Source organism: Jutongia sp. (assembly GCF_057878315.1).
Window position 1 is genome coordinate 1 of the sequence record NZ_DBLXSO010000043.1, and the last position, 25928, is coordinate 25928.

Genomic DNA, 25928 nt, shown 5'->3' on the forward strand with positions numbered 1-25928 from the left:
TCTGACGCGCCCCTTTCTCTTGATGACCTTACATTTTTCACAAATCGGTTTTACTGAAGATCTAACTTTCACAGCAATAACCTCCTTTCAGAAAAGTCCATTAACCACTATATCATAAAATTTTAGGCATTGCAAGACAAACTTTTTATTTTTTTCATATTATTCAAAAAGAAAACGGAGCCGTCCACAATATACGCTGTGGACAGCTCCGATCATCCTACCGGCTGTACCGGTTATTTGTCTCTCCAGGTAATACGTCCCTTTGTCAGATCGTACGGAGACATTTCCATTGTCACCTTATCGCCCGGCAAAATACGGATAAAGTTCTTGCGAAGCTTTCCGCTGATGTGAGCCAGTACCTGATGACCATTCTCCAGCTCTACCTTAAACATTGCATTGGGCAGCTTCTCTACAACAATACCCTCAATTTCTATTACATCTTCCTTTGACATATTTCCTCCATTCTTACGCCTTTATTGTTTCATAATTATGATCCCATTCCGGATAAGATAATAACTCCGGCTCACCCTCGGTGATCAGGACCGTATTCTCATAGTGTGCGGAGTTCAGAGAATCCTGTGTTACAACGGTCCAGTCATCCTCAAGAACCCATACCTCCCAGGTTCCGATATTGATCATCGGCTCGATCGCCAGTGTCATACCCGGACGAAGCTTCATACCGCGTCCGATCGGTTTGTAATTCGGAATCTGCGGCTCCTCATGGAGATCCTTACCTACACCATGACCAACCAGATCACGTACAACTCCATATCCGTTTGCCTCTGCAAAATCCTGAACTGCTTTGGAAATCTCAAAGAGGTGGTTACCTGCTTTGGCATACTTGATGCCCTCGAAGAAGCTCTGGCGCGTCACATCGATGAGACGTCTGTTCTCCTCGGAAATCTGTCCGACTGCATGCGTTCTGGCAGCATCGGAATGATACCCCTTATAAATAACACCCGCATCAAGACTGACGATATCGCCCTCCTGCAGGATCCTCTTCTTATTAGGAATGCCATGAACGACCTCATCGTTGACGGATACACAGATGGATGCCGGGTATCCCTGATAATTCAGGAAGGACGGAATGCAGTCATAGCTACGGATCACTTCCTCGCCCTTGCGGTTGATGTCCATGGTGGATATGCCCGGACGAATGATCTTTGCCATCTCCTGATGAACGATGGACAGGATTCTTCCGGCCTCTCTCATAAGTTCAATTTCGTGTTCTGATTTAATTGTTACTGACATATTATGCCTTCTTTCCTCATCTTGATAATGAATTTTTAGTCGTCGCGCCGACACGGCTGGAAATCCGCCGGTGTGATTCTATTTACTGCTCACCATCCAGGATTGCGCAGATGTCCTTGAAGCCCTGTTCAAGTCCTGTTGTTCCATCGACAACACGGAGAATACCTTCATTCTTATAATAGTCGATCAATGGAGCTGTCTGCTCATGATATACTTCCAGTCTCTTCTTAACGGTCTCAGGCTCATCATCCTTACGGATCACAAGCTCCTTACCACATTTATCGCAGATTCCTTCTTTCTTTGGAGGAATGTTTACAATATGATAGGTTGCACCGCAGGAGCATACTCTTCTACCGCTCATACGATCAATGATCACCTGATCTGCAAGATTGATCTCGATTGCATAATCAACCTTCTCACCGGTAGCTGCCAGAGCCTTTGTCAGCGCCTCAGCCTGAGGGATGGTTCTTGGGAATCCATCGAGTACATAACCGTTCTTTGCATCGTCCTGGTGGATTCTGTCTACAACAAGATCACAGGTAAGCTCATCCGGAACAAGCTCTCCGGCATCCATATAGCCCTTTGCTTTCTTTCCAAGCTCTGTACCGTTCTTGATATTCTCACGGAAAATATCACCGGTGGAAATATGAGGAATGCCATATTTCTCTGAAATCTTGCCAGCGTGTGTTCCCTTTCCGGCACCTGGTGCCCCCAACATAATAATCTTCATGAATATATTCTCCTTTCACGTGTATCATACCCTTCACATCTTCAAAAAGACGTCTATAGTATATGATACTCCAAGGCGGTTTATTTTTCAACCGTTTTTTGTGACCGCCTGCGAACCGGTATTTTGCACATCTCCAACCGCCTGCAGACGGATATTTATTTGTCGTCTTCTGTTCTGTCACTGATGATGTAACGAGGTCTGTGCTTGACTTCCATATAGATCTTGCCGATGTACTCGCCCAGAACACCGAGGCAGATCAGCTGCACACCGCCAATGAAGCAGATAATACTGATTGTACTTGCCCAGCCGACCACACTGTGCTTCATATAGAACATGATAAACGTCCAGATGATCGCCAGAAAGCTGAGCAGTGAGATAAAAGTGCCAATCCCGGTGATGATCCGGATCGGTTTGATGCTCAGGCTCGTGATACCGTCAAAGGCAAGTCCCAGCATCTTACTGAGCGGATAATGGCTCTCACCGGCAATCCTTTCGTGGCGCTCATAATACACGCTTGTGCTTTTGAAGCCCACCAGCGGAAACATGCCGCGCAGATACAGATTGACCTCCTTGAAATTTGCAAACTCATGCAGCACTCTGGAGGACACCAGACGGTAATCGGCATGATTATAGACCACCTCTGCCCCCATGACATTTAACAGCTTGTAAAATCCCTGCGCTGTCGCTCTCTTAAAGAACGTATCCGTATCACGCTTGCTGCGGACGCCGTAAACAATCTCACAGCCGTCCAGATACGCATCCACCATATCGTCCATCGCATTGATGTCATCCTGTCCGTCACAGTCGATGGAGATCGTAATATCCGCCTTGTCCTTTGCCTCCATGAGTCCCGCCAGCACAGCATTCTGATGACCCCGATTGCGGCTCTGCGAGATTCCGATATAGTGTTCGTCCTCTTTGGAAAGCTCTTTGATGATCTCCCAGGTCCGGTCCTTGCTTCCGTCATTGACGAAAAGCACACGGCTGTCTTCACTGATCTTGTCCTTCGATGCCAGCGAATTGATCTTCGCCAGAAATTCCCCACTGGTGATCGGCAGCACTTCTTCCTCGTTGTAACAAGGTATCACAATATATAAGATTGGTTTTTCCATATTGTCCCTCTTTTCTGAAAAAATCCCCACATCCGGGCAGTGGCTGCGCCTGGGTGCGGGGATTCCATATCTCTTATGCAGTCATCACAAAAGACAATACGCGATAATTACTCGCTGATGAAACCTCTGTAATGACGAACCAGCATCTGTGACTCGATCTGCTTCAATGTCTCGATAACAACACCTACGATAATGATCATTGATGTTCCACCGAAAGATACATCAGCACCAAATGCTCCCGAGAAGAAAATCGGTACAAGTGAAGCGATTGACAGACCTGTCGCACCAATGAAGATGATGCTGTTGAGTACACTGGTCAGATAATCCATCGTCGGTTTTCCCGGACGGATACCCGGAATGAATCCTCCCTGCTTCTTCATGTTCATGGCAATCTCCTGTGGATTGAAAGTGATTGATGTGTAGAAGTAAGCAAAGAAAATGATCAATGCAATATATACAACAAGACCTAATGTATACTTAAACTCGCCAAAGCTCTCGAAGTTGCACCATGCGTTCTGGTTCAGAACCTTGAGGAACTTCTGGAATAAAGATGCGCCTGCACCGGATGCCGGCTGAAGACCTGCGAAGTTTGCGATAACAATAGGCATTGAGAACAGGGATCCGGCAAAGATTACCGGGATAACGCCTGCTGTGTTTACCTTAAGCGGAATATGTGAAGACTGTCCGCCAACAAGCTTGCGGCCTCTTGTCTTCTGAGAATACTGTACACTGATTCTTCTCTCACCATCGGAAAGATAGATGATGAAAACAACCATTGCTACAAGCACTCCGATAATAATAACAGCAGCCAGCAGACTGTTCACTGTTGTAGAAGCGTTCTTGACGAACTTGTTGAACAGGGAACTTACGTCCTCAGGCATACGTGACACGATGTTGTATAACAGGATGATTGAAATACCGTTTCCAACACCATGCTCTGTAATCTGCTCACCAAGCCACATTAAAAGAGCAGAACCTGCTGTCATGGATACGATACAAACTGTGATGGATGTAAATGTAGCCCCGTCTGTCAGGAGACCCTGGCTGGCAAAACCGATTGCCATTGCGGCACTTTCCATCAGAGAAAGTACGATTGTTACATATCTCGTATACTCAGAGATCTTCTTTCTTCCCTCTTCGCCGTCCTTATGCAGCTCCTCGAGACGAGGAATTGCAATCGTGAGCAACTGTAAGATAATGGAAGATGTGATATACGGTGTAATGTTCAGTGCGAAAATAGACATTTTCTCAAAGGAACCACCGGTCAACTGATTAAAGAAATCCAGGGAGTTCTGATCTGCGAACCACTGTGAAATGTAGTCGGCATCTACACCCGGGATAGGAAGCTGACATCCGATACGCACTACGACAAGAATGAAGAGTGTGTAGAGGATCTTTTTCCTCAAATCCTTAATCTTAAATGCATTGCGGACTGTTTCGAACATCCTTAGATCACCTCAGCTTTTCCACCAAGAGCCTCAATCTTCTCAGCAGCACTCTTACTGAATGCATTTACCTGAACTGTAAGCTTCTTAGTTAATTCTCCATTTCCGAGTATCTTAACTCCATCCTTAGGATTACTGATAACACCTGCCTCAAGTAAAGCAGCTACAGTAACTACTGCACCGTCTTCAAACTTGTTAAGCTTATCTACATTGATTGCAACGATCTCCTTAGAGTTGATGTTTGTGAAACCTCTCTTAGGAATACGTCTGTACAGTGGCATCTGACCACCTTCAAAACCCGGACGTGGAGCACCTGAACGTGCCTTCTGACCCTTATGTCCCTTACCTGCTGTCTTACCGTTTCCTGATCCATGACCACGGCCTCTTCTGAAATTGTTGCTCTGCTTTGAGCCTTCTGCTGGTCTGAGTGTTGATAAATTCATTGTAATTACCTCCTGATTATAAATACTAACGGGCTATGCGCATCCACGGTCATTTTGCGGATTGACCGATTCTGACGCAGGGTATGACCAATACCCCTTAAATGAGAACGGTGATCTCATTTACCCTCGCAATTGTTACATGTGTCTGCAAAGCGACACATCATATATCATAACACATAATTTGCGTCATGAAAAGCCTTATTCCAAAAAAATTGACTACGAAAAAAATGCCCCATAAAATGAGACATTTCTTTCGTTTGACATATATCCTGCTTAGATCTCTTCTACCTTTACAAGATGCTTTACATGCCAGATCATTCCTCTGACTGCATCATTGTCAGGAAGCTCAACTGACTTATTGAGTTTCTTTAAGCCGAGCGCTTCCACTGTTGCACGATGCTTTGGAATGGCACCGATCGTAGATTTCACTAATGTAACCTTTAACTTTCCTGCCATTTTGATCCTCCTTTTAGCCTAACAGCTCTTCTACAGAAATACCACGAGCCTTTGCAACTTCCTCAGGAGTCTTAAGATTCTTAAGTCCCTCGATCGCTGCAAGTACAACGTTCTGCTTGTTGTTTGAACCAAGAGACTTTGTACGAATGTTCTTGTATCCTGCAAGCTCAAGTACGGCACGTGCCGGACCACCGGCGATGATTCCAGTACCTTCTGGAGCCTTTTTAATCAATACAGATGCGCTACCGAACTTACCATTGAAGTCATGTGGTACGCTTCCGTTCTCATCGATAGGAACTTCGACAAGGTTCTTCTCTGCAGCTTCTTTTCCTTTACGGATAGCCTCAGGAATCTCTGTGGCCTTACCCAGACCAGCACCTACATGTCCGTTCTTATCGCCAACTACTACTAATGCAGTAAATCTCATATTACGTCCACCCTTAACAACCTTGGTTACACGCTTAATCGTTACTACATTATCTTCCAGCTCTAACTGGCTTGGGTCAATAATTGTACGTTTCATGAGTTCTCCTCCTAATCTTAGAAATTCAAGCCTGCTTCTCTGGCTGCCTCAGCCAAAGCTTTTACCTTGCCCTGATATACAAAACCGCCACGGTCAAATACTACTGTGTTAATTCCTTTATCCAAAGCTTTCTTGGCGATGATCTCACCAAGCTTTGCTGCTGCATCTACGTTATTTGTCTTCTCAAGACCGTCCTTCACATCTTTCTGAAGGGTAGAAGCGAAAACCAGAGTATTTCCTACGGTATCATCAATAACCTGTGCGTACATATGATTATTGCTTCTAAATACAGCTAAACGTGGTCTCTCAGCTGTGCCTGAAAGACGATTACGAACCTTCATGTGTTTCTTCACACGAACATCACTTCTTGACTGCTTCTTAATCATCGTATTTTCACTCCTTTATATTATTTCTTACCGGTCTTACCAACCTTACGTCTGATTACTTCATCAGCATACTTAATACCTTTACCCTTATAAGGCTCCGGAGCTCTCTTCTCTCTGATTTCAGCAGCGTATTGGCCAACCTTTTCCTTGTCGATTCCCTTAACAACCAGTGTGTTAGCGTCCTCAACTACAACTTCGATTCCTTCAGGATCTTCCATCTCTACCGGATGAGAGTATCCCAGGGACAGCGTAAGAAGCTTCCCCTTCTTTACAGCTCTGTAACCAACACCGTTAACTTCGAGCTTCTTCTCATATCCCTCTGTTACACCAACAACCATGTTGTTGATCAGAGTTCTTGTAAGACCATGGAGAGATTTCATCTTCTTAAGATCGTTTGGACGGTTAACGATGATCTCGTCTCCCTCTTTCTTGATCTCCATCTCTGCAGGAAGCACTCTCTCAAGTGTTCCCTTTGGTCCCTTTACAGTCACTTTATTATTTTCTGCAATATCAACTGTTACACCAGCCGGTATCGCGATAGGCATTTTTCCGATTCGTGACATGCCGTGCACCTCCATATTCTTGGTTTAATGGGTGGCTGACTTTCTGGTATGATTACCAGACAAATGCCAGTACTTCACCGCCAACGTTTTCTTTTCTAGCTTCCTTGTCTGTCATAACTCCCTTGTTGGTAGAAATGATAGCAATTCCAAGTCCTCCGAGAACCTTTGGAAGCTCATCCTTGCCAGCATAAACTCTAAGACCCGGCTTAGAAATTCTCTTGAGACCGGTGATAATCTTATCGTTCTTGTCTGCGCCATATTTTAATGTGATATGAATTGTCTTAATTCCGTCAACGTCAATCACGTCATATTTCTTGATATAACCCTCTTTGAGAAGGATCTCAGCGATAGAGATCTTCATCTTTGAGCTTGGTACATCTACTGTATCATGCTTTGCAGTATTGGCATTACGGATTCTTGTAAGCATATCTGCAATTGGATCGCTCGTCATCATCTTGTTTTACCTCCTTACCAGCTTGCTTTCTTCACGCCTGGGATCTGTCCCTTGTATGCTAATTCACGGAAGCAGATTCTGCAGATTCCGTATTTTCTTAAATAAGCATGTGGGCGACCACAAATTCTGCAACGACTATATTCTCTTGTAGAGAACTTTGCCTTACGCTGCTGCTTAACTTTCATAGAAGTCTTAGCCATGAGATTCCCTCCTTACTTCTTGAATGGCATACCGAACTGTGCCAATAATTCACGAGCTTCTTCATCAGTCTCAGCGGTAGTTACAACGATAATGTCCATACCTCTGACCTTGTCAACCTTATCATACTCGATCTCAGGGAAGATTAACTGCTCCTTGATACCAAGAGCGTAGTTACCTCTACCGTCGAATGCGTTAGGATTAACACCTCTAAAGTCACGAACTCGTGGCAGTGCGAGGTTTACAAGACGATCCAGGAACTCATACATTTTCTCACCACGGAGTGTTACCTTACATCCGATTGGCATTCCCTCACGAATCTTGAAGTTTGCGACAGAATTCTTTGCCTTTGTTGTAACGGCCTTCTGACCTGTGATCTTTTCCAAATCAGCAATTGCAGAATCCAAAATCTTGGAGTTCTCTTTTGCTTCGCCGACACCCATGTTTACTACGATCTTCTCGAGCTTAGGTACCTGCATTATATTTTCATAACCAAATCTCTTGGTCATTGCATCAACGATTTCGTTGTTATACTTTTCTTTTAAACGAGCCACGTTAGATTGCCTCCTTTCCAGTTATTAGTCGATTACTTCACCTGTTGCCTTTGCGTAGCGAACCTTCTTACCGTCCTCTACCTTAAAGCCAACACGGGAAACCTTTCCCTTGCTCACATACATTACGTTTGAAATATCCAGAGGAGCTGACTTCTGAACGATGCCGCCCTGAGGATTTGCCTGATTTGGCTTTGTATGCTTTGTTACCTGGTTGATTCCCTCGATAATAACCTTGCCATCCTTAACGGATGTTACCTTGCCCTCACGGCCTTTATCTTTACCGGCGATTACTTTTACGGTATCGCCTTTTTTAATCTTACTTGTTGCCATTGTCGATACCCTCCTTATAATACTTCCGGTGCTAATGAAACAATTTTCATGAACTGCTTATCTCTCAACTCTCTTGCGACTGGTCCAAAGATACGTGTACCTCTTGGTGTCTTGTCGTCACGGATGATAACGGCTGCATTCTCATCAAACTTGATGTAGGATCCATCAGGACGACGAGTGCTGTTTACTGTACGAACTACAACAGCCTTAACGACATCACCCTTCTTTACAACACCGCCTGGTGTTGCATCTTTTACAGAAGCAACGATGACGTCACCGATACTTGCATATCTTCTGGTTGAACCACCCATAACTCTGATACAAAGAAGCTCTTTAGCACCTGTATTATCAGCTACTTTCAGTCTTGATTCCTGCTGTATCATAATTACCTCCATATTCTGCCGTCTAATACCCGGCTCACAATTATTTTGCTTTCTCGATAACCTCTACCAGTCTCCATCTCTTGTCCTTAGACAAAGGTCTGGTCTCCATTACTCTTACTCTGTCACCGATCTTGCATGTATTCTCCTCATCATGAGCTTTCAGCTTACGAGTTCTCTTGATGATCTTGTTATAAAGTGGATGCTTAACGTTATCAACAACTGCAACAACGATTGTCTTATCCATCTTATCACTTACTACTTTACCTACACGAGTCTTTCTAAGATTTCTCTCCACGATCGTGTCCTCCTTTCCATAGGGCTTCTATCAAATGAATTAGTTCTGGGATGCGAGCACTGTCTGAATTCTTGCGATATTCTTCTTAACTTCCTTAATACGGCTCGTATTATCCAGCTGATTTGTTGCATTCTGGAACTTCAGATTGAACAGCTCTTTCTTTGCAGCAACTAAATCTTCATTTAATTCTGTAACGGACTTACTTTTCAATTCTTCCATAAACTGCTTACTCTTCACTGCCCGCACCTCCTTCTAAGTCTGCACGAGATACGACCTTACATTTAACAGGCAACTTATGAGTTGCAAGACGTAAAGCCTCTCTTGCTACCTCTTCTGATACACCTGAAATCTCGAACATTACACGACCAGGTTTTACAACAGCTACCCAGTACTCCAGCGCACCTTTACCTTTACCCATTCGAGTCTCGGCAGGAGTCTTTGTTACTGGCTTGTCAGGGAAAATCTTGATCCAAACTTTACCACCACGCTTGATATAACGTGTCATCGCAATACGGGCTGCCTCAATCTGGTTGGATTTGATCCATGCCGGCTCTAAAGCCACGATACCAAAATCACCATTTGTGATCTTGTTTCCTCTGAGCGCTTTTCCTGTCATTCTACCGCGGAACTGCTTGCGATGTTTTACTCTCTTTGGCATTAACATTATTTATCGCTCCCTTCCTTTTTGTTATTCTTGGTTGGAAGAACTTCACCATGGTAAACCCATACCTTAACACCAACCTTACCATAAGTTGTGTCAGCCTCAGCGAAGCCATAATCAATATCAGCACGAAGTGTCTGAAGAGGAATTGTACCCTCGCTGTAGAACTCTGTACGAGCCATATCAGCACCGCCCAGACGTCCGGAGCAAGATGCCTTCACACCCTTTGCGCCTGTCTTCATCGTTCTGCCCATTGCAGACTTCATTGCACGACGGAAGGAGATACGATTCTCAAGCTGCTGCGCAATATTCTCTGCTACTAACTGCGCATGGCTGTCCGGATTCTTGATGTCCATGATCTTGATATCCAATGCAACCTTGCGATCTAAAACCTTTAATAACTCTTTCTTCAGATTCTCAATCTCAGCACCGCCCTTACCGATTACGAATCCAGGCTTTGCTGTATGAATGATAACTCTTACTTTATCTGTCGGTCTCTCAATCTCGATCTTTGAAATACCAGCGCTGTATAATTTCTTCTTTACAAATTCTCTGATCTTGTAATCTTCTACAAGATAGTCTGCAAATTTACCCTCTGCAAACCAATTGGAATCCCAGTCACTGATAACACCGACTCTTAAACCATGAGGATTAACCTTCTGTCCCATTTTAATCTCCTTTCACAGATCAAAAATTCTGATCTGAAGCAAACTTATGATTAGCGCTCGTTGAGTACGATCGTGATATGACTCATTCTCTTCTCAATACGGTATGCTCTACCCTGCGCTCTTGGTTTGATTCTCTTCATTGTCGGTCCTTTATTTGCATAACACTCTTCAATGTACAAATTCTCAGGATTCATACCATTGTTGTTCTCAGCATTTGCAACTGCAGACTGTAATAACTTTAAGATAATGCTGGACGCATATCTTGGATTATATGTCAAAATACCGATTGCTGTCTCTACATCTTTGCCTCTGATGGCATCTAACACATAACAAGCCTTCTGAACTGAAACTCTTGCATAAGATAACTTAGCTGAAGGTCTGGTGTCTTTCTGGTTCTCATTTCTCTCTCTCTTAATCTGAGATCTATGCCCCTTAGCCATTTGTGAAGCCTCCTTTCGATTCTCTGTTAATTTATCTCTCCGCCGTCATCAATGACTAACGGCCCTTCTTCTCGTCCTTACCGTGACCTCTGTAGGTTCTGGTAGCTACGAACTCGCCGAGCTTGTGTCCTACCATATCCTCGGTAACATATACAGGTACATGCTTTCTACCGTCATGTACAGCAAATGTCAATCCTACGAATGATGGGAAAATAGTGGAACGACGAGACCATGTTTTGATCACTGCCTTATCACCGGATGCGACTGCAGCGTTTACCTTTTTCTCAAGGCTTGCATCGATGAAAGGTCCTTTCTTTAATGAACGTGCCATTGTATCCTCCATTCTGCCTTAACGGCTAATCCAATCTTCAAGCAGACTGCTTTGACTTATTATTTAGCCAAAGCCTTTCCGTCTCTTCTTCTTACGATCAGTTTATTTGACTTATTGTTCTTCTTACGTGTCTTTAAGCCAAGTGCAGGCTTGCCCCAAGGAGTACATGGACCCGGACGGCCGATACCTGTCTTACCTTCACCACCACCGTGTGGATGGTCGTTAGGGTTCATAACAGAACCACGAACAGTAGGTCTGATACCCATGTGACGCTTACGTCCTGCCTTACCGATATTAACAAGTGCATGCTCACCATTTCCTACAACACCGATTGTTGCGCGGCATACAATAGGAACCATTCTCATCTCGCCTGAAGGAAGACGAAGTGTTGCATACTTACCTTCCTTAGCCATCAGCTGTGCGCTGTTACCAGCGGAACGAACAAGCTGACCACCTTTTCCAGGGTAAAGCTCAATGTTATGAACCTGAGAACCTACTGGAATGTTCTGAAGTGGAAGTGCGTTTCCTACTGCGATCTCTGCCTCAGGACCGTTCATGATCTTCTGACCAACCTTCAGTCCCTCCGGAGCGAGGATATATGCCTTCTGACCATCTGCATAGCTGATCAGTGCGATATTTGCTGTTCTGTTTGGATCGTACTCGATTGTCTTAACAATTGCCGGAATACCATCCTTATTTCTCTTAAAATCGATAATTCTGTATTTTCTTCTTGATCCGCCACCACGATGTCTTACAGTGATCTTACCCTGTGCATTACGTCCGGCGTTCTTCTTTAAAGACACGGTCAGTGACTTCTCAGGAGTTGTAGCTGTAATCTCAGCACGATCCATTGTAGTCATATGTCTTCTGGAAGGTGTATATGGGTTAAATGTTTTAATTCCCATGACATTTTCTCCTTTCAAATACTTATATTTGATCCGCCCGATAGGTTTTCCAGGCGTTTTAGGTCTTACTCAGATTTTACAGTCCCTCAAAGATCTCGATATCCTTGCTGTCCTCTGTAAGCTGTACAATCGCTTTCTTATACTTAGCTGTCTTACCCTGAGTTCTTCCACGGCGACGAGTCTTACCGTCACAGTTCATTGTGTTTACCTTTAAAACCTTTGTTCCGTCGAAAAGCTTCTCAACAGCTTCTTTCACCTGGCTCTTTGTAGCATCCGGATGAACAGCGAATGTGTACTTTTTCTCTTCCATAGATGCCATGGACTTCTCTGTCACGATTGGCTTCTGGATAACATCATAATATTTCAAATCTGCCATTATGCGTACACCTCCTCAAGCTTTGCTACAGCACTCTTTGTGATGATGATTGTATCATACTTCAGAATGTCATATACGTTGATTGCGTTGGAGTAAACCGTTCTGACTCCGGCGATGTTTCTTGCAGAAACCTCTACGTTGTCATTGTCCTCGCCGTCAAGTACAACGAGTGCTTTGTTTACCTTTAATGCATCAAGAACGCCTACCATCTTCTTTGTCTTGATCTCATCAAACTTCAAAGAATCCATTACGAAGAATTTCTCCTCGTTTACCTTTGTTGTCAGTGCGGATTTAATTGCACCGGCCTTCTCTTTCTTATTCATCTTGAATGAATAATCTCTCGGTGTTGGAGCAAATACAACTCCACCGCCTGTCCACTGTGGAGATCTTGTGGAACCCTGTCTTGCATGACCTGTTCCCTTCTGTCTCCATGGCTTTCTTCCGCCACCGCTCACCTCAGAACGTGTCTTAGCCTTCTGAGTGCCCTGACGTTTATTTGCAAGCTGTAATACAACAGCCATATGCATCAAATGCTCATTTACATCAACAGCGAATACGCTATCGTTAAGATCAATCTTTCCAACTTCGCTGCCTTCCATATTATAAACAGATACGTTAGCCATCTGTGTGTTCCTCCTTTCCAAAAGAATTATTTAGCAGTTTTAACGCTTTCCTTGATGGTCACAACAGATTTCTTTGGTCCGGGAACTGCGCCCTTAACCAGGATGAGATTCTGCTCTGCGTCTACGCGAACGATTTCAAGATTCTGGATCGTTCTCTTAACGCCACCCATCTGACCAGGCATCTTCTTGCCCTTGAATACACGGCTAGGATCAGAACAAGCACCGTTGGAACCTGCATGTCTGTGGAACTTGGAACCATGTCCCATAGGTCCTCTGTGGAGACCATGTCTCTTGATTGCACCCTGGAAACCTTTTCCCTTTGTAGTGCCGCTTGCATCGATCTTATCTCCGGCTTCAAAAATGTCAGCCTTGATCTCCTGACCAAGTGTGTACTCCTCAGCGTCCTCAAACTTAAACTCTTTCAGATATCTTTTGCCGGATACTCCTGCTTTTGCGAAGTGTCCCTGAAGAGGCTTGTTTACGCCATGACTTCTCTTTACTTCCTTCTTGCCTGTAGAATCCTTGCTGATAACCTTATCCTTCTTATCAACATATCCTACCTGCACTGCACTGTACCCATCATTCTCGACTGTCTTTACCTGTGTTACGAAGCAAGGACCTGCCTGAAGTACAGTTACCGGAGTTAATACTCCGTTCTCGTTGAAGATCTGTGTCATACCGATCTTCGTTGCTAAAATAGCTTTCTTCATAATGTTGCACCTCCTGTTAATCTACAGCGGAATACGATTGGCTCGCACAGCCCACGCTGCCGGTTGGAATCGTATTCATCCTAGACGGTCTATAATGTGCAAGTTTGATTCAAAAAACTCAGTTTATATAAACCCTAAGGACTTTCTCATTTAATCTTACTTTTCCTTCATCTTGAGCTGTACAGCTACACCGGAAGGAATCTCCATCTTTGTTAATGCTTCGATGGTCTTCTGTGTTGGAGCGATAACATCAATCAGTCTCTTGTGAGTTCTCTGCTCAAACTGCTCTCTGGAATCTTTGTACTTGTGAACAGCACGAAGAATTGTAACTACTTCCTTCTTTGTCGGAAGAGGTACCGGACCGCTTACATTAGCGCCAGTCTTCTTTGCCGTCTCAATAATCTTCCCAGCAGCATGATCAATCTGATTGTGGTCATACGCCTTCAGTGTAATTCTCATTACGTTAGCCATAAAAAAAGCCGCCTCCTTTTCGCACTTTTGCGAGCAAACTGATCTGATTGGCATCGAATCATGCTCGTTGTAATAGCGCAACAAGTGGTGACTGTACACTTATCCGGGTGTGTCCTGTTGAATCACATCGGGTAACGCAGGACTTCCCTTCTGTTCTTATCCGCTCACACGGATTGTTAAATTGGTACAGTGACTTGTCGCCAGTTTCCTAACTTGACATTCGCTCCACGGAAAACCTGTCATTCGTTACCAGATGACAGCAACCTCGCGCTTCACAGCTATCAATGTCACAGCATTTGCTATTGTAGCAAGATTTTACAGGCTTTTCAAGGTTTTTTTTCGTTTTTTTCATCTTTTTTTATTTTTCTACGATTTGCACAAAAAAATCCGCCACCAAAACCGGTTGTTGTCAATTTGCACAACTCCCGATTCGGTGACGGCTCGCATTAGACACGTTCGAATTTTCCGGCTTCGTCATTTAATTTTTCAGCGATCTCTTTGTTCTCTTTCATCTGTGCAGAGATCGAACCAATACCCTGCACCAGATCTGCAGTATTAGTTGCAGCAGACCCCACACCGTTCGCACTCTCATCCACTGCAGCACTGATCCCCTGGATCGCGCGGGTAATATTATCTACAAGCACCTGCGCCTCGTCTGCCATGCGGTGGAACCGCGTAACGATCTCATCAACATGCACAGCATCCTCTTTATACTGTGCACCGGATGCCACAAAGTCATCATAATCCGTCGAAATGTTCTCCATTATATAGGAAGCAATTGCTCTCGCCTGTTCAGTCAGCTCTTCAACGGCACCCACAACGACCTGATTGATATTCTGGATGTTGTTGGCTGCTTTACGGCTTTCCTCCGCCAGATTACTGATCTCGTCCGCAACAACCGCAAAGCCTCTTCCGGCTTCACCGGCACGTGCTGCCTCAATTGCAGCATTGAGCGCAAGCAGATTGGTCTGGCTGGAAATGCTTAAAATCTCATTGGTCAGCTCATTAACTGTCTCAACGCTCTTGCTTCCTTCGATTGCCTCCTCCAGCTTTTTGATGATATCATTCACCACAACGCTGGTATTTTTCTTCGTTTCAACCGCTGTGCTTTCCAGCTTTTCTGCACGCACGCGCATTTCAGCCGCATACTGCTGCAGGTCACCGGAGGCATTTGCCAGCTCGATCACATTGCCATTCACATCAGTTGCATTTTCGCTGATATTTGAAATAGTTGAAGAAATCTCCTGCATGGAAGCGGCAAGCTGCTGCATCAATGCAGAGATGTCCGCAGAGCTGTCATTCGCCGTCGCTACATGGTCGGATACCTTACCGACGATCTCATCCAGACTGGCAGCACTTGTAGTGATCTCCTTCATGATTGTCTGTAATGCCTCGAGGAATACATTAATTCCTTTTGCAATCTTGCCCATCTCATCCCGGCTGTCCACGGAGATTCGCTCCGTCAGATCACCATGACCCGACTGGACATCGTCGACAATCTTGGACAACTTCCCGTCAATTCTGCCAAGCGGGAGGCTGATGTAACGGTGGCTGATCGTCACACCAAGAACATCCACGATCATACCGAGGATCAGAAGAATTGCCACTATAAATAAGGAAGAGTTATATTTTCTCTTCTGCTTTACGATTGCCGAATCCATTCCCTTCTTATTATATTGAATCAATTCGCTGATCTGATCAGACAGGTCACTTCCGAGTGTACTCAGCGTTCCATTTGCAAGATTCTGCGCATCATCCTTCCTGCCCTTATTACTCAGGCGGATTGCCTGCTCAAAGTTTGTGAGATATTCTTCGTAGTCCTGTTCAAACTTCTGGAAATTCTCCGTCTCACTGCCCTTTCCCATCATCTCCTCGTACTCGATATTGGCAGTCTGAATGTTGCTGCGAAGGGTACTTGCTTCTGTCGAGAGATTCTCCAGCGATGCACTGTCACTTGTCAGACAATGCTCATAGATCACACGGTGAAGCGACTGGAAATCCTCTGCGATCTCGCCAAGCTTTGTAATATTCTGCGCATAGCGGTCAGAGATCGTCTGGCTCGAGCGGAGCATTCCACGCAGCTGACCAATACAGAGGATACTGCAGATCAAAAGCATCGCGCCGAGCATTGTAATCGGCACCATTACCTTCCACTTCACGGAATTCATGTCTATCTTCTTGCGCATTCCCGCTTTCGCCCGCTTGTTTGTTTTCAGTTTCTTTGGTTTCATTTTCTTTGTTTTCAGTTTCTTTGGTTTCATTTTCATATGTCTGCCCTACTTTCTTTTGTCGAAAACGGAGACAGGCACTCCCCCGTCTCCGTTTTATGGTGTATATTGTGAATTCACCTTCCCCATATTCAGCATTTTACTGCCGTTCTAAGATCTCCCTCTTGTGTTGCTGCCCCTCCGGGCTTTAAGGTCAGATCTGTGCGCTGTCGGTCTCGTCCTCCTCCAGCACAGCTTCATACCTTTCCAAAATGATATTCTGGATCATCTCCCGCGTCTGGGAATTGATCGGGTGAGCAATATCACGATATTCTCCATCTCCTGCGCGTCTGCTAGGCATCGCAATAAAAAGACCTTTCTCGCCTTCGATCACCTTGATGTCGTGAACAACAAACTCACCATCAAGAGTAATAGAAACGATTGCCTTCATTTTCCCTTCTTTTGAGATCTTGCGAATACGCACATCTGTTATCTGCATGTTTGAACCCCCTTTGATTCCAGACAAATTCTACTTAAATACGAGGTAACCTCTCCCCTTTATTCATTCGCGTCCGGCATCAAAGTGCATAACGCTCATTCTTCTCAATCACGATACGAATCTGTCCATTCTCACCAATATACTCTGTATTAGCGCGAATCGTATCTCTGCTTTCTACGATACAATTCTCAATATGTGTATTGTCTCCAATGTAAACATCATTCAAAATGATTGAGTTCTTGATCACACAGTTATTTCCAACATAAACTTCCTTGAACAGGATGGAATCCTCTACCTGTCCATTGATGATACATCCACTTGATACAAGACTGTTTCTGACATCTGATCCTGCGTTATATTTTGCAGGCGGCAGATCCTGTACCTTGGAATATACATCCGGATACTGCTTGAAGAAGTAATCACGGATCTCCGGCTTCAGGAAGTCCATATTGGTACGGAAATAAGATTCCACGCTGGAAATATTACTCCAATATGTATCCATCTTATATGCGTAGATCTTCTTGATATCCTTGTAACGGATCAGGATGTCCTTTACAAAATCGTATCTCTCCTCCTGATCGGCCTTCTCGATCAATTCGATCAGAAGACGGCGGCGGACAATATAGATTCCCGCAGAAACCTGCTGTCCCTTCGCCTGGATCGGCTTCTCCTCGAAGTTGACGATACGCCCGTCCATATCGGTTGAGATCACGCCAAAACGGCTTGGATCATCCTTCTCATTCATATCAGTTGTAACAACCGTAAAATCTGCTTTCTTTGCAATATGATACTCAAGGACTTTATTGTAGTCCATCTTGTACACACCATCACCGGATGCAATAACAACATAAGGCTCATGACTACTCTTAAGGAATCCGATGTTCTGTGCGATCGCATCAGCGGTTCCGCGATACCAGTAGCTGTTCTCCGGTGTAGTGGTAGGGGTGAATACATATAATCCCCCCTGCTTTCTACCAAAGTCCCACCATTTAGAGGAATTCAGGTGCTCATTCAGCGACTTTGCATTATATTGTGTAAACACAGCCACCTTCTGAATATGTGAGTTTGTCATATTACTTAATGTAAAATCAATGCTTCGGAAGCTGCCGGCTATTGGCATTGCAGCGATTGCTCTCTTGTTGGAAAGCTCCTTCATTCTGCTGCTATTACCACCAGCTAATACAATACCTATCGCTCTCATTCTCTGTCACCTACCTTAATCAAAGTCTCACCGCCGTCCAAAAGACCGTTCGGATAATCTGCCGGCTCTGTCACGCCGGAAATTGCTGTATTCTTTCCAATCTTGACGCCATCCGGAATCACAGAATCCTCTCCGATGGTTACCAGACCAAACGCATAAACGCTAGGTTTTACTTTATTTTCTTTCTCTTCACCGATGCCCAACTCACAGTTCTTGCCAACAGTAACGCCCTCTGCAATGATAGACTTGTCAACCGTTGTCCCGGCACCGATCGTGGTAGAACTCATAATGATGGAATCCCGTACAACCGCTCCCGCTTCGATCGTGACACCACAGCCGATCACCGAGTTATGAACCTCTCCATAAATCTCACAGCCTTCGCCGATGATTGCCTTGTCCACAATTGCATCCTTCGCAATATACTGCGGCGGAATACGGTCACTCTTCGTGTAGATCTTCCAGAACTCCTCATAAAGGTTAAAGACAGGAATCAGATCGATCAGCTCCATGTTGGATTCCCAATAAGAGCCAAGTGTTCCAACATCCTTCCAGTATCCATTGTACTCGTATGCAAAGATACGCTTGCCCTGCTCATGGCAATAAGGAATAATATGCTTACCGAAATCACACGCCGGCTGATCCTTCAGCTTCAGCAGTGCCTCACGCAGTACCGGCCATGAGAATATGTAGATACCCATGGATGCGAGATTGCTGCGCGGATGCTCCGGCTTCTCCTCAAACTCCTGGATCTTCTTGTTCTCATCCGTAATAACTACACCAAAACGGCTTGCTTCTTCCAGCGGAACAGGAATCGTCGCTAACGTAACATCAGCATTGTTGGCTTTATGGAAATCGAGCATCACCTCGTAATCCATCTTATAAATGTGATCTCCACCCAAAATAAGTACATAGTCAGGATTATACTGTTCCATATACCGTAAGTTCTGATAAATCGCATTTGCAGTTCCTGTATACCATTCACTGCTCGTACTCTTCTCGTACGGCGGCAGAATGGAAACTCCCCCGACATTTCTGTCCAAATCCCACGGAATACCGATTCCAATGTGAGTATTCAGACGCAACGGCTGATACTGTGTCAGGACACCAACTGTATCAACCCCCGAATTAATACAGTTACTCAATGGAAAGTCGATAATACGATACTTGCCACCAAATGCAACTGCAGGCTTTGCAACATCTGCTGTGAGTACTCCAAGACGAGAGCCCTGACCACCTGCCAGTAACATTGCAATCATTTCTTTCTTTATCACGATATCACCCCTTGTTGTTCAGAATAATTGTATTATAACACACCTTCCATAAAATGGGAATAAATTTGACAAATAATTTGTTAATTTTTTCTATTTTTTATACATTTCGACCAATTTTTGCCAAAATTTTGCATAATCACCTCCTTTTTCACAAAAAAAATGCACAATGGCGCCGCCGAATCCCACAAAAACATAAATCAATCACACACTGACGAAATTCCGAATAAATATGACACAAAAGAATTGTATTTTTCCTCCTATTCGTTATAATATTGTAAGAACATTACATATTACATAGAAGAAAGGCGTGGTTTTTATTATGTATCAAATCGACTTTAACCATCCGGCAAATGTATATTTCATCGGAATCGGCGGCATCAGCATGAGTGGATTTGCCCAGCTTCTGCACGATTACGGTTTTCAGGTACATGGCTCAGATGCCCACGAAAGCAAGATCACGGATCATCTGCAGTCACTTGGTATCGATATAATATATGGCCAGTCCACCGAAAATATTACAAATGACATCGATCTGGTTGTCTACACGGCAGCCATTCACCCGGACAATCCGGAATTTAAGGCAGCCAAGGCAATGGGCATCCCTATGATGGAACGTGCAGAAATGGTCGGTCAGGTCATGAAGAATTATCAGAATGCGATCGCCATCTCCGGCACGCACGGAAAGACAACGACAACCTCCATGGTATCGCATATCTTTCTGGAGGCACAGAAGGATCCGACCATCTCTGTCGGAGGCATCCTCAAAGCGATCAACGGCAATATCCGCGTTGGTCATTCGGACGATTTCATCACGGAGGCATGCGAATATACGAACAGCTTCCTAAAATTCCATCCGACCGCCGGCATCATCCTAAATATTGATGCGGATCATCTGGACTTTTTCAAGGATATCAACGATATCCGCCATTCCTTCCGCCGCTTTGCCGGGCTGCTCCCTTCAAACGGTGTGCTGATCATTAATGGCGAGATTCCTGCACTTGACGAGATTACCGACAATCTTGACTGCCCGGTGATCACCTTCGGTCTGACAAAGGAATGTGATTACTTCGCAGATAATATCAGCTTCGACGAGCACGGCTACGGTCACTTCGACCTGATCTGCAACGGCACAAAGGAGGCGCACATCGACCTGCATGTGATCGGTCGCCACAACATTGCCAATGCACTGTCCGCCATCGCGCTGGCACAGTATTACCACATTGATATGGATTCCATCCGGAAGGGACTTCTTGCTTTCGAAGGAACCGAGCGCCGTTTCGAGCTGAAGGGATCTTTCAACGGAGTGACTGTCGTGGACGATTATGCACACCATCCGACAGAGATCACAGCGACACTGACTGCTGCAGAGAAGTATCCACACAAGCATCTGTGGTGCGTATTCCAGCCACACACCTACTCAAGAACCCGTGCCCTGTTAAAGGAGTTTGCACAGGCACTGTCCCAGGCAGAGAATGTCGTGCTGGCAGACATCTACGCCGCACGCGAGGCAGATCCGGGCGATATCTCCTCCCGCACGCTGCAGGAAGAACTCAAAAAGCTCGGCAAGGACGCCTACTATTTTCCTTCTTTTGAAGAAATCGAAAAATTTTTATCAGAAAAATGTATCAACGGGGACTTGTTGATAACTATGGGTGCCGGTAACGTAGTATCTATCGGAGAAGATCTGGTAAATAAATAAGTTATCCACATTATCCACAATTTTTTGTCAAAAACTGTCGACAATTATTGTGGATAATTTTTTTGGTAAAAACCTATGAATTTATGGGGTTTTCGTCGAAGGCGCTAATTTTCATTCACATTATCCACATTTTTAAATCCACACAAATCCACTGTTTATCGGTGTTTGCAAGTTTTTTTCTTTGTGTTATTATAGGGTACAGACTGATACAGAATGCGGGATTTCTGCGGAGATTTCGCTGAGAACGGAGGATTTTCATGGATAATATTTTGTTGTGTTCCAACCATATCCCGTTGGTCACTTCGATTCACAATACATTTATCGAGAAATATATGCTCAGAGCAAACGGCAGCTATGTGAAGGTGTATCTTTACCTTTCCAAATGTATTCAGGCAGGACAGGACGATCTGTCGATCTCCTCGCTGGCAGACCAGATGGAGAATACCGAGAAGGATATCATCCGCGCGCTGAATTACTGGGAGAAGCAGGGTCTTTTACGCATCACACGCAGTGAGGACGGTTCTGAGATCCTCGGCATCGATGTTCTTAATCCGGATGAGCTTGTGACAGATACGGCTGCACCGATGACCGGCAGCGCATCACACACTGAAAGTACGATGACACCGATCATGAAATCATCCGGCAGAGCCGAAGCAGTGACCGGTACCTCTGTCAGGGGTTCCACCGGTAAGGCAGACGCGTCGAAGTCCGCAGAAGCAGAGGCTGCTTCGAACGGCACAGCAAAGCACGTTTCCTCAAAGACCGCTGCTTCTCCGAAGCAGTCAGATACTTCGGCTGCAGTGACAGCTTCCGGAACACAGACTGACAGACCGGTTCCCCCGGCAGATTCCGCAGTGCAGACCGGCAGACATACTTCCCCTGCCGCTTCAAAAGCCACCGGCAGCACGACCGCCTCCGCAGACAAGCTTCCGGCACCAACCGTAACAACCGAGCAGATGAATCGTCTTGCCGGCAACGATGATTTCTGCTGGACATGCGATATCGTTGAGAGTTACCTCAGGCATCCGATCAAGCCGAAGGAATTAGAGTTTGTTACATATTTATATGATACACTTCATTTTTCTTCCGAGCTGATACTGCATCTGTACGAATACTGTATCGGGCTCGGCAAGACTAATATCTCCTATATCCAGACGGTCGCACTCGCCTGGGATGAGAAAGGTGTCAAGACCACCGAGGATGCGCAGAATGCTTCTATGGAGTACAATGCAACCTACACCGCCATTTCCAAATCTATGGCACTTGGGCGCACGCTCGCCGCTATCGAGAGGGAATTTGTTGACCGCTGGCAGAACCAGTGGCAAATGGATCTGAGCGTTATCCTTGAGGCATGCAACCGCACAATGTTAAAGCTTCAGCACGGCGATTTCAAGTATGCTGACGGAATCCTTGAGCGCTGGTATCGCACCGGCGTCCACACACTTCAGGATGTTCACAAGGCAGACGAGGACTTTGCCAGAGAGAAAGCCGCAAAGAGACAGGCAACAGCCGCACAGCACGGCAACAAGTCGGGCATGGTACAGCATGGGCTGTCCCGGAAGGAGGCCGACGCGCTCGAAAAGCAGCTTCTTCATGTCTAGTATGACGTAAGGGATCATCGCCTCAGATGTCAGATCATAATGCAGGAGTCATCAGCTTCGGCATCACAGCATCTAATAAGAAAGGAAAGCATAGCATGGGTATCTCAGCAAGCCAGTATGGCAATATCATGGAAAAATATGACCGTACACGCATGAAGAATCAGCGGATCCTTGATGAGCGCACAGCATCCATTCACAAAGAAATCCCGGAGATTGAAAAGCTGCAGGGAGAGATCATCCATCTTTCCTTCCAGCAGGCGCGCAGCGAGCTTCTTCAGCCGGACAGTGCCTCTTCCACTGCGGCGCAGTATATGCTCCATATGAAAGAGCTTGCCGAGAAGAAGCAGGATCTTCTGGAGAAGCACGGATATCCCCGTGACTATCTCTCTCCGATCTACAGCTGTCCGGACTGTCACGATACCGGCTACATCGGCTCCAAGCCCTGCCATTGTCTGACAAAGGCACAGGCCGATTTTCTCTATGCCAATGCGAATCTGAGCGATATTTTACTGGAGGAGAATTTTGATACATTCCGCAGCGATTACTACGATGACACAACCGTTGATGATAATCTTTCTCTAACTCCAAAGGAAAATATCACGAAGCTTAGGGATATCTGTCTTGATTTTATCAGGCATTTTGACGATGCATACGATAATCTCATATTTTACGGTCCCACCGGTGTCGGCAAAACCTTCCTGACTCACTGTATTGCCAAGGAGCTTCTGGACTCCGGTCACACGGTCGTTTACTTGACTTCTTTACAGCTATTTGATATTTTAGAGAAAGGCAGGTTTGGCAAAGGAGAAGAAAGCGAACAGATTCAGGTCAAAATGGACTACCTGATCCACAGCGATCTTCTCATTATTGATGATCTCGGAACGGAGCTTACCAACAGCTTTACAACCTCCGAGCTTTATCACTTCATTGAAGAGAGACACCTGCAGCAAAGATCCACGATCCTGTCTACGAATCTGGCATTTCAGGAATTGCACGACCGGTACGGCGAGCGTATCTTCTCCCGTTTTACCGGCTACTATAACTTCTGTAAGATTATCGGGAATGACATCCGACCTCTAAAAAGGTTCCGGAATCACACCCCGAAAACTATATAATTCACATGCAAGAATGGAGGATTTCATAACATGAAACGACATGACAAATTGGCAGAAACAATACCTGTTGGCAATCTGGGAATCTTAGCTCTGGAAAGCAGCAAAGAAATGGGACAGCGTGTCAATGACTACATCGTAGAATGGCGTCAGGAACGTTCCCGCATGGAAGCACCCGCTTCTTCCATCGCCGGCTACAGCAAGGATTCTTATCTGATCGACTGTGTTTGTCCACGTTTCGGTTCCGGCGAAGCCAAGGGACTGATCCGCGAGTCTGTTCGAGGCGATGACCTCTTTTTACTGGTTGATGTCTGCAACTACAGCCTGACCTACAAGGTATGCGGTCAGGTAAACCACATGTCTCCAGACGATCATTATCAGGATCTGAAGCGTCTGATCGCCGCTGTCGGAGGCAAGGCAAGACGTATCACTGTTATGATGCCATTTTTGTATGAAAGCCGTCAGCACCGCCGTTCCAGCCGAGAGTCTCTTGACTGCGCTCTGGCACTGCAGGAGCTGACACAGATGGGCGTTGAGAGTATTATCACCTTCGATGCACACGACCCTCGCGTGCAGAATGCGATTCCTCTCAAGAGCTTCGAGACGGTTCAGCCAACCTATCAGTTCATCAAGGCGCTTCTCAAGAATGTGCCTGACATCAGGATCGATGCACAGAATCTGATGGTAATCAGCCCGGATGAGGGTGCTCTCGGCAGAGCCGTTTACTATGCAAACGTTCTCGGCATCGATGTCGGAATGTTCTACAAGCGCCGCGACTACAGCAAGATTGTCGACGGTCGTAACCCGATCATCGCTCATGAGTTCCTCGGTGCTGACCTTGAGGGCAAGGATGTCATCATCATTGATGATATGATCTCCTCCGGCGAGAGTATGATCGACGTAGCAACAGAGCTGAAACGCCGTAAAGCGAACCGTATCTTCGTAGCAGCCACCTTCGGTCTGTTCACAAATGGTATGGACAAGTTTGACGAAGCAGTAGAGCAGGGTCTGATCTACCGTGTTATGACCACCAATCTGGTATACCAGCCACAGGAGCTTCTGTCCAGAGACTATTACATCTCCGTTGACATGAGCAAGTATGTCGCTCTTCTGATCGATACCTTAAATCACGATCAGTCCATCAGCGACCTGCTGAATCCTACCGAGCGTATTCAGAACATTCTGGTAAAGTACGGTCAGAGATAGGAAACTTAACATACACGCCTGACAGATGCATCGCATCCAACTTTTGGAATGACGAAGGCATGAAGTCCGAAGCAAAGCATCCTAATTCCGAAATAACGAAAGTGTGAGGCATCCGGCTTTTAGAATAATGAACGTATGACTTCAAAGGAGTTTTGAGATAATTCAGAACTCCTTTTTATATTGAAAAGTCGCAAGGCAGAGATCAAAAGTCAAACGCTGTTTTTGCCCTTTCTATGGCTTTAATGCTCTTTTCCCGTGTTTTTGACTATTTTTTCGTGCCAGTTTGGAAAGTTCACACTTTTTTTATAAATTGAACAATATTACAACACAACTCCTTCTTATAATGAATTTATCAACAATAAATAAGCCGACTGACTAATGTTTGTTATAGATTCTTTTTCATTTTTTTCATTTTCGGTCATGAGGCAGCTCCCTCTGTTTCATGACCACTCCTTTGAGTGTTACTGTGAAAAGCCCGGTGCATTATGCATCGGGCTTTTCATGTATTCGGGAAACAGATGACTGTCAAAATAAATCACGAAAAATTCCGGCGGAATAAATCGGAGTATGCCTTGATATTTCTTATGGGAATACATCAATTTGAGGTATGGGAAGTCTTAGTAATTTACTCAAACTTCGCACATAAAATATATCACTGCGCCCATACTATTTCTTATGTCCGAGGAAAATTAATATAGATTTTTGCCTCAGGATATCTGACGAAACCGTGAGCTGGTGGTATTAAAATTGACGCAGATCAGTAGGATTTCTGAAAAGTCTTTGCTTTGCAAGGCTTTGATAAATACGCATCCGTACGACTGAGC

The 25928-nt window shown here is 45.1% G+C and carries 35 protein-coding genes; 4 read left to right on the forward strand and 31 right to left on the reverse strand.

Going from position 1 to position 25928, the window contains the following annotated elements:
• The 31 genes from rpmJ to ACZLMD_RS10100 form a co-directional block, all read right to left on the reverse strand.
• Nucleotides 1-72, reverse strand: a 72-nt coding sequence (gene rpmJ, locus ACZLMD_RS09950; protein ID WP_489495651.1) for a 50S ribosomal protein L36, incomplete at its 3' end; no start/stop codon positions are given.
• A 161-nt stretch (nt 73-233) separates the two neighbouring features.
• Nucleotides 234-452: a translation initiation factor IF-1 gene (infA, locus tag ACZLMD_RS09955; protein WP_022013568.1), complete on the reverse strand. Its 219-nt coding sequence runs from the start codon at nt 450-452 to the stop codon at nt 234-236.
• Nucleotides 453-465: 13 nt separating this feature from the next.
• Entirely contained in the window at nt 466-1251 is a 786-nt protein-coding gene (gene map / locus ACZLMD_RS09960; protein ID WP_118559024.1) for a type I methionyl aminopeptidase, read from the reverse strand.
• Nucleotides 1252-1333: 82 nt separating this feature from the next.
• Nucleotides 1334-1981, reverse strand: coding sequence for an adenylate kinase (locus ACZLMD_RS09965; protein ID WP_022306316.1), 648 nt, complete (start codon nt 1979-1981; stop codon nt 1334-1336).
• A gap of 155 nt (nt 1982-2136) precedes the next feature.
• Entirely contained in the window at nt 2137-3093 is a 957-nt protein-coding gene (locus ACZLMD_RS09970) for a glycosyltransferase family 2 protein (RefSeq protein WP_118559025.1), read from the reverse strand.
• Nucleotides 3094-3200: 107 nt separating this feature from the next.
• Nucleotides 3201-4538, reverse strand: coding sequence for a preprotein translocase subunit SecY (secY, locus tag ACZLMD_RS09975; protein WP_489495647.1), 1338 nt, complete (start codon nt 4536-4538; stop codon nt 3201-3203).
• A 2-nt stretch (nt 4539-4540) separates the two neighbouring features.
• Nucleotides 4541-4981, reverse strand: coding sequence for a 50S ribosomal protein L15 (gene rplO, locus ACZLMD_RS09980; protein ID WP_022306319.1), 441 nt, complete (start codon nt 4979-4981; stop codon nt 4541-4543).
• 273 nt (nt 4982-5254) lie between these two features.
• Nucleotides 5255-5437, reverse strand: coding sequence for a 50S ribosomal protein L30 (gene rpmD / locus ACZLMD_RS09985; protein WP_022306320.1), 183 nt, complete (start codon nt 5435-5437; stop codon nt 5255-5257).
• A 13-nt stretch (nt 5438-5450) separates the two neighbouring features.
• Nucleotides 5451-5960 carry a 30S ribosomal protein S5 gene (gene rpsE, locus ACZLMD_RS09990; RefSeq protein WP_022306321.1) on the reverse strand — a complete coding sequence of 170 codons (510 nt, stop codon included), beginning with the start codon at nt 5958-5960 and terminating at the stop codon, nt 5451-5453.
• Between the two features lie 17 nt (nt 5961-5977).
• Nucleotides 5978-6346 carry a 50S ribosomal protein L18 gene (gene rplR, locus ACZLMD_RS09995; RefSeq protein ID WP_022306322.1) on the reverse strand — a complete coding sequence of 123 codons (369 nt, stop codon included), beginning with the start codon at nt 6344-6346 and terminating at the stop codon, nt 5978-5980.
• A 20-nt stretch (nt 6347-6366) separates the two neighbouring features.
• Nucleotides 6367-6909: a 50S ribosomal protein L6 gene (gene rplF / locus ACZLMD_RS10000; RefSeq protein WP_022306323.1), complete on the reverse strand. Its 543-nt coding sequence runs from the start codon at nt 6907-6909 to the stop codon at nt 6367-6369.
• Nucleotides 6910-6961: 52 nt separating this feature from the next.
• On the reverse strand, nt 6962-7363 hold the full coding sequence (gene rpsH / locus ACZLMD_RS10005; RefSeq protein WP_022306324.1) for a 30S ribosomal protein S8: 402 nt from the start codon (nt 7361-7363) through the stop codon (nt 6962-6964).
• A gap of 14 nt (nt 7364-7377) precedes the next feature.
• Complete coding sequence (locus ACZLMD_RS10010; RefSeq protein WP_022014871.1) at nt 7378-7563, reverse strand: type Z 30S ribosomal protein S14; 186 nt, start codon at nt 7561-7563, stop codon at nt 7378-7380.
• A 12-nt stretch (nt 7564-7575) separates the two neighbouring features.
• Nucleotides 7576-8115, reverse strand: a complete 540-nt coding sequence (gene rplE / locus ACZLMD_RS10015) for a 50S ribosomal protein L5 (protein WP_022306325.1) — start codon at nt 8113-8115, stop codon at nt 7576-7578.
• Nucleotides 8116-8139: 24 nt separating this feature from the next.
• Nucleotides 8140-8445: a 50S ribosomal protein L24 gene (gene rplX / locus ACZLMD_RS10020; protein WP_022306326.1), complete on the reverse strand. Its 306-nt coding sequence runs from the start codon at nt 8443-8445 to the stop codon at nt 8140-8142.
• A 14-nt stretch (nt 8446-8459) separates the two neighbouring features.
• Nucleotides 8460-8828 (reverse strand): 50S ribosomal protein L14, encoded by a 369-nt coding sequence (gene rplN, locus ACZLMD_RS10025; RefSeq protein ID WP_022306327.1) that lies wholly within the window; start codon nt 8826-8828, stop codon nt 8460-8462.
• 40 nt (nt 8829-8868) lie between these two features.
• Nucleotides 8869-9126: a 30S ribosomal protein S17 gene (rpsQ, locus tag ACZLMD_RS10030; protein ID WP_178655120.1), complete on the reverse strand. Its 258-nt coding sequence runs from the start codon at nt 9124-9126 to the stop codon at nt 8869-8871.
• A gap of 36 nt (nt 9127-9162) precedes the next feature.
• Complete coding sequence (gene rpmC, locus ACZLMD_RS10035; RefSeq protein WP_199877037.1) at nt 9163-9342, reverse strand: 50S ribosomal protein L29; 180 nt, start codon at nt 9340-9342, stop codon at nt 9163-9165.
• A gap of 7 nt (nt 9343-9349) precedes the next feature.
• Nucleotides 9350-9787: a 50S ribosomal protein L16 gene (gene rplP / locus ACZLMD_RS10040; RefSeq protein ID WP_022306330.1), complete on the reverse strand. Its 438-nt coding sequence runs from the start codon at nt 9785-9787 to the stop codon at nt 9350-9352.
• Complete coding sequence (rpsC, locus tag ACZLMD_RS10045; protein WP_022306331.1) at nt 9787-10452, reverse strand: 30S ribosomal protein S3; 666 nt, start codon at nt 10450-10452, stop codon at nt 9787-9789. The genes rplP and rpsC overlap by 1 nt, the downstream gene beginning before the upstream one ends.
• A 50-nt stretch (nt 10453-10502) precedes the next feature.
• Nucleotides 10503-10892 (reverse strand): 50S ribosomal protein L22, encoded by a 390-nt coding sequence (gene rplV / locus ACZLMD_RS10050; protein ID WP_022306332.1) that lies wholly within the window; start codon nt 10890-10892, stop codon nt 10503-10505.
• Nucleotides 10893-10947: 55 nt separating this feature from the next.
• A complete protein-coding gene (gene rpsS, locus ACZLMD_RS10055; protein WP_022306333.1) occupies nt 10948-11223 on the reverse strand; it encodes a 30S ribosomal protein S19 in 276 nt (91 codons plus the stop codon).
• Nucleotides 11224-11282: 59 nt separating this feature from the next.
• Entirely contained in the window at nt 11283-12128 is an 846-nt protein-coding gene (gene rplB, locus ACZLMD_RS10060; protein ID WP_022306334.1) for a 50S ribosomal protein L2, read from the reverse strand.
• 76 nt (nt 12129-12204) lie between these two features.
• Nucleotides 12205-12504, reverse strand: coding sequence for a 50S ribosomal protein L23 (gene rplW / locus ACZLMD_RS10065; RefSeq protein WP_489495648.1), 300 nt, complete (start codon nt 12502-12504; stop codon nt 12205-12207).
• On the reverse strand, nt 12504-13127 hold the full coding sequence (rplD, locus tag ACZLMD_RS10070; RefSeq protein WP_489495649.1) for a 50S ribosomal protein L4: 624 nt from the start codon (nt 13125-13127) through the stop codon (nt 12504-12506). Before rplD ends, rplW begins: the two co-directional genes overlap by 1 nt.
• A 26-nt stretch (nt 13128-13153) precedes the next feature.
• Nucleotides 13154-13837 (reverse strand): 50S ribosomal protein L3, encoded by a 684-nt coding sequence (rplC, locus tag ACZLMD_RS10075; RefSeq protein WP_022306337.1) that lies wholly within the window; start codon nt 13835-13837, stop codon nt 13154-13156.
• Nucleotides 13838-13993: 156 nt separating this feature from the next.
• Nucleotides 13994-14308, reverse strand: a complete 315-nt coding sequence (gene rpsJ / locus ACZLMD_RS10080) for a 30S ribosomal protein S10 (protein ID WP_022306338.1) — start codon at nt 14306-14308, stop codon at nt 13994-13996.
• A 446-nt stretch (nt 14309-14754) separates the two neighbouring features.
• Complete coding sequence (locus tag ACZLMD_RS10085) at nt 14755-16569, reverse strand: methyl-accepting chemotaxis protein (RefSeq protein WP_489495650.1); 1815 nt, start codon at nt 16567-16569, stop codon at nt 14755-14757.
• 160 nt (nt 16570-16729) lie between these two features.
• Complete coding sequence (spoVG, locus tag ACZLMD_RS10090; RefSeq protein ID WP_022306340.1) at nt 16730-17014, reverse strand: septation regulator SpoVG; 285 nt, start codon at nt 17012-17014, stop codon at nt 16730-16732.
• Nucleotides 17015-17093: 79 nt separating this feature from the next.
• Nucleotides 17094-18215: a glucose-1-phosphate adenylyltransferase subunit GlgD gene (gene glgD / locus ACZLMD_RS10095; protein WP_022306341.1), complete on the reverse strand. Its 1122-nt coding sequence runs from the start codon at nt 18213-18215 to the stop codon at nt 17094-17096.
• Nucleotides 18212-19486 carry a glucose-1-phosphate adenylyltransferase gene (locus tag ACZLMD_RS10100; RefSeq protein ID WP_199877036.1) on the reverse strand — a complete coding sequence of 425 codons (1275 nt, stop codon included), beginning with the start codon at nt 19484-19486 and terminating at the stop codon, nt 18212-18214. The genes glgD and ACZLMD_RS10100 overlap by 4 nt, the downstream gene beginning before the upstream one ends.
• 319 nt (nt 19487-19805) lie before the next feature.
• Between ACZLMD_RS10100 and murC the strand changes: the two genes are divergently transcribed.
• The 4 genes from murC (at nt 19806) to ACZLMD_RS10120 (ending at nt 25104) form a co-directional block, all read left to right on the forward strand.
• On the forward strand, nt 19806-21185 hold the full coding sequence (gene murC / locus ACZLMD_RS10105; protein ID WP_455057142.1) for a UDP-N-acetylmuramate--L-alanine ligase: 1380 nt from the start codon (nt 19806-19808) through the stop codon (nt 21183-21185).
• A gap of 257 nt (nt 21186-21442) precedes the next feature.
• Nucleotides 21443-22786 (forward strand): DnaD domain protein, encoded by a 1344-nt coding sequence (locus tag ACZLMD_RS10110; RefSeq protein WP_022306344.1) that lies wholly within the window; start codon nt 21443-21445, stop codon nt 22784-22786.
• Between the two features lie 26 nt (nt 22787-22812).
• Nucleotides 22813-23901, forward strand: a complete 1089-nt coding sequence (locus ACZLMD_RS10115; RefSeq protein WP_455057140.1) for an ATP-binding protein — start codon at nt 22813-22815, stop codon at nt 23899-23901.
• Nucleotides 23902-23931: 30 nt separating this feature from the next.
• A complete protein-coding gene (locus ACZLMD_RS10120) occupies nt 23932-25104 on the forward strand; it encodes a ribose-phosphate pyrophosphokinase (protein WP_455057139.1) in 1173 nt (390 codons plus the stop codon).
• Nucleotides 25105-25928: the final 824 nt, after the last annotated feature.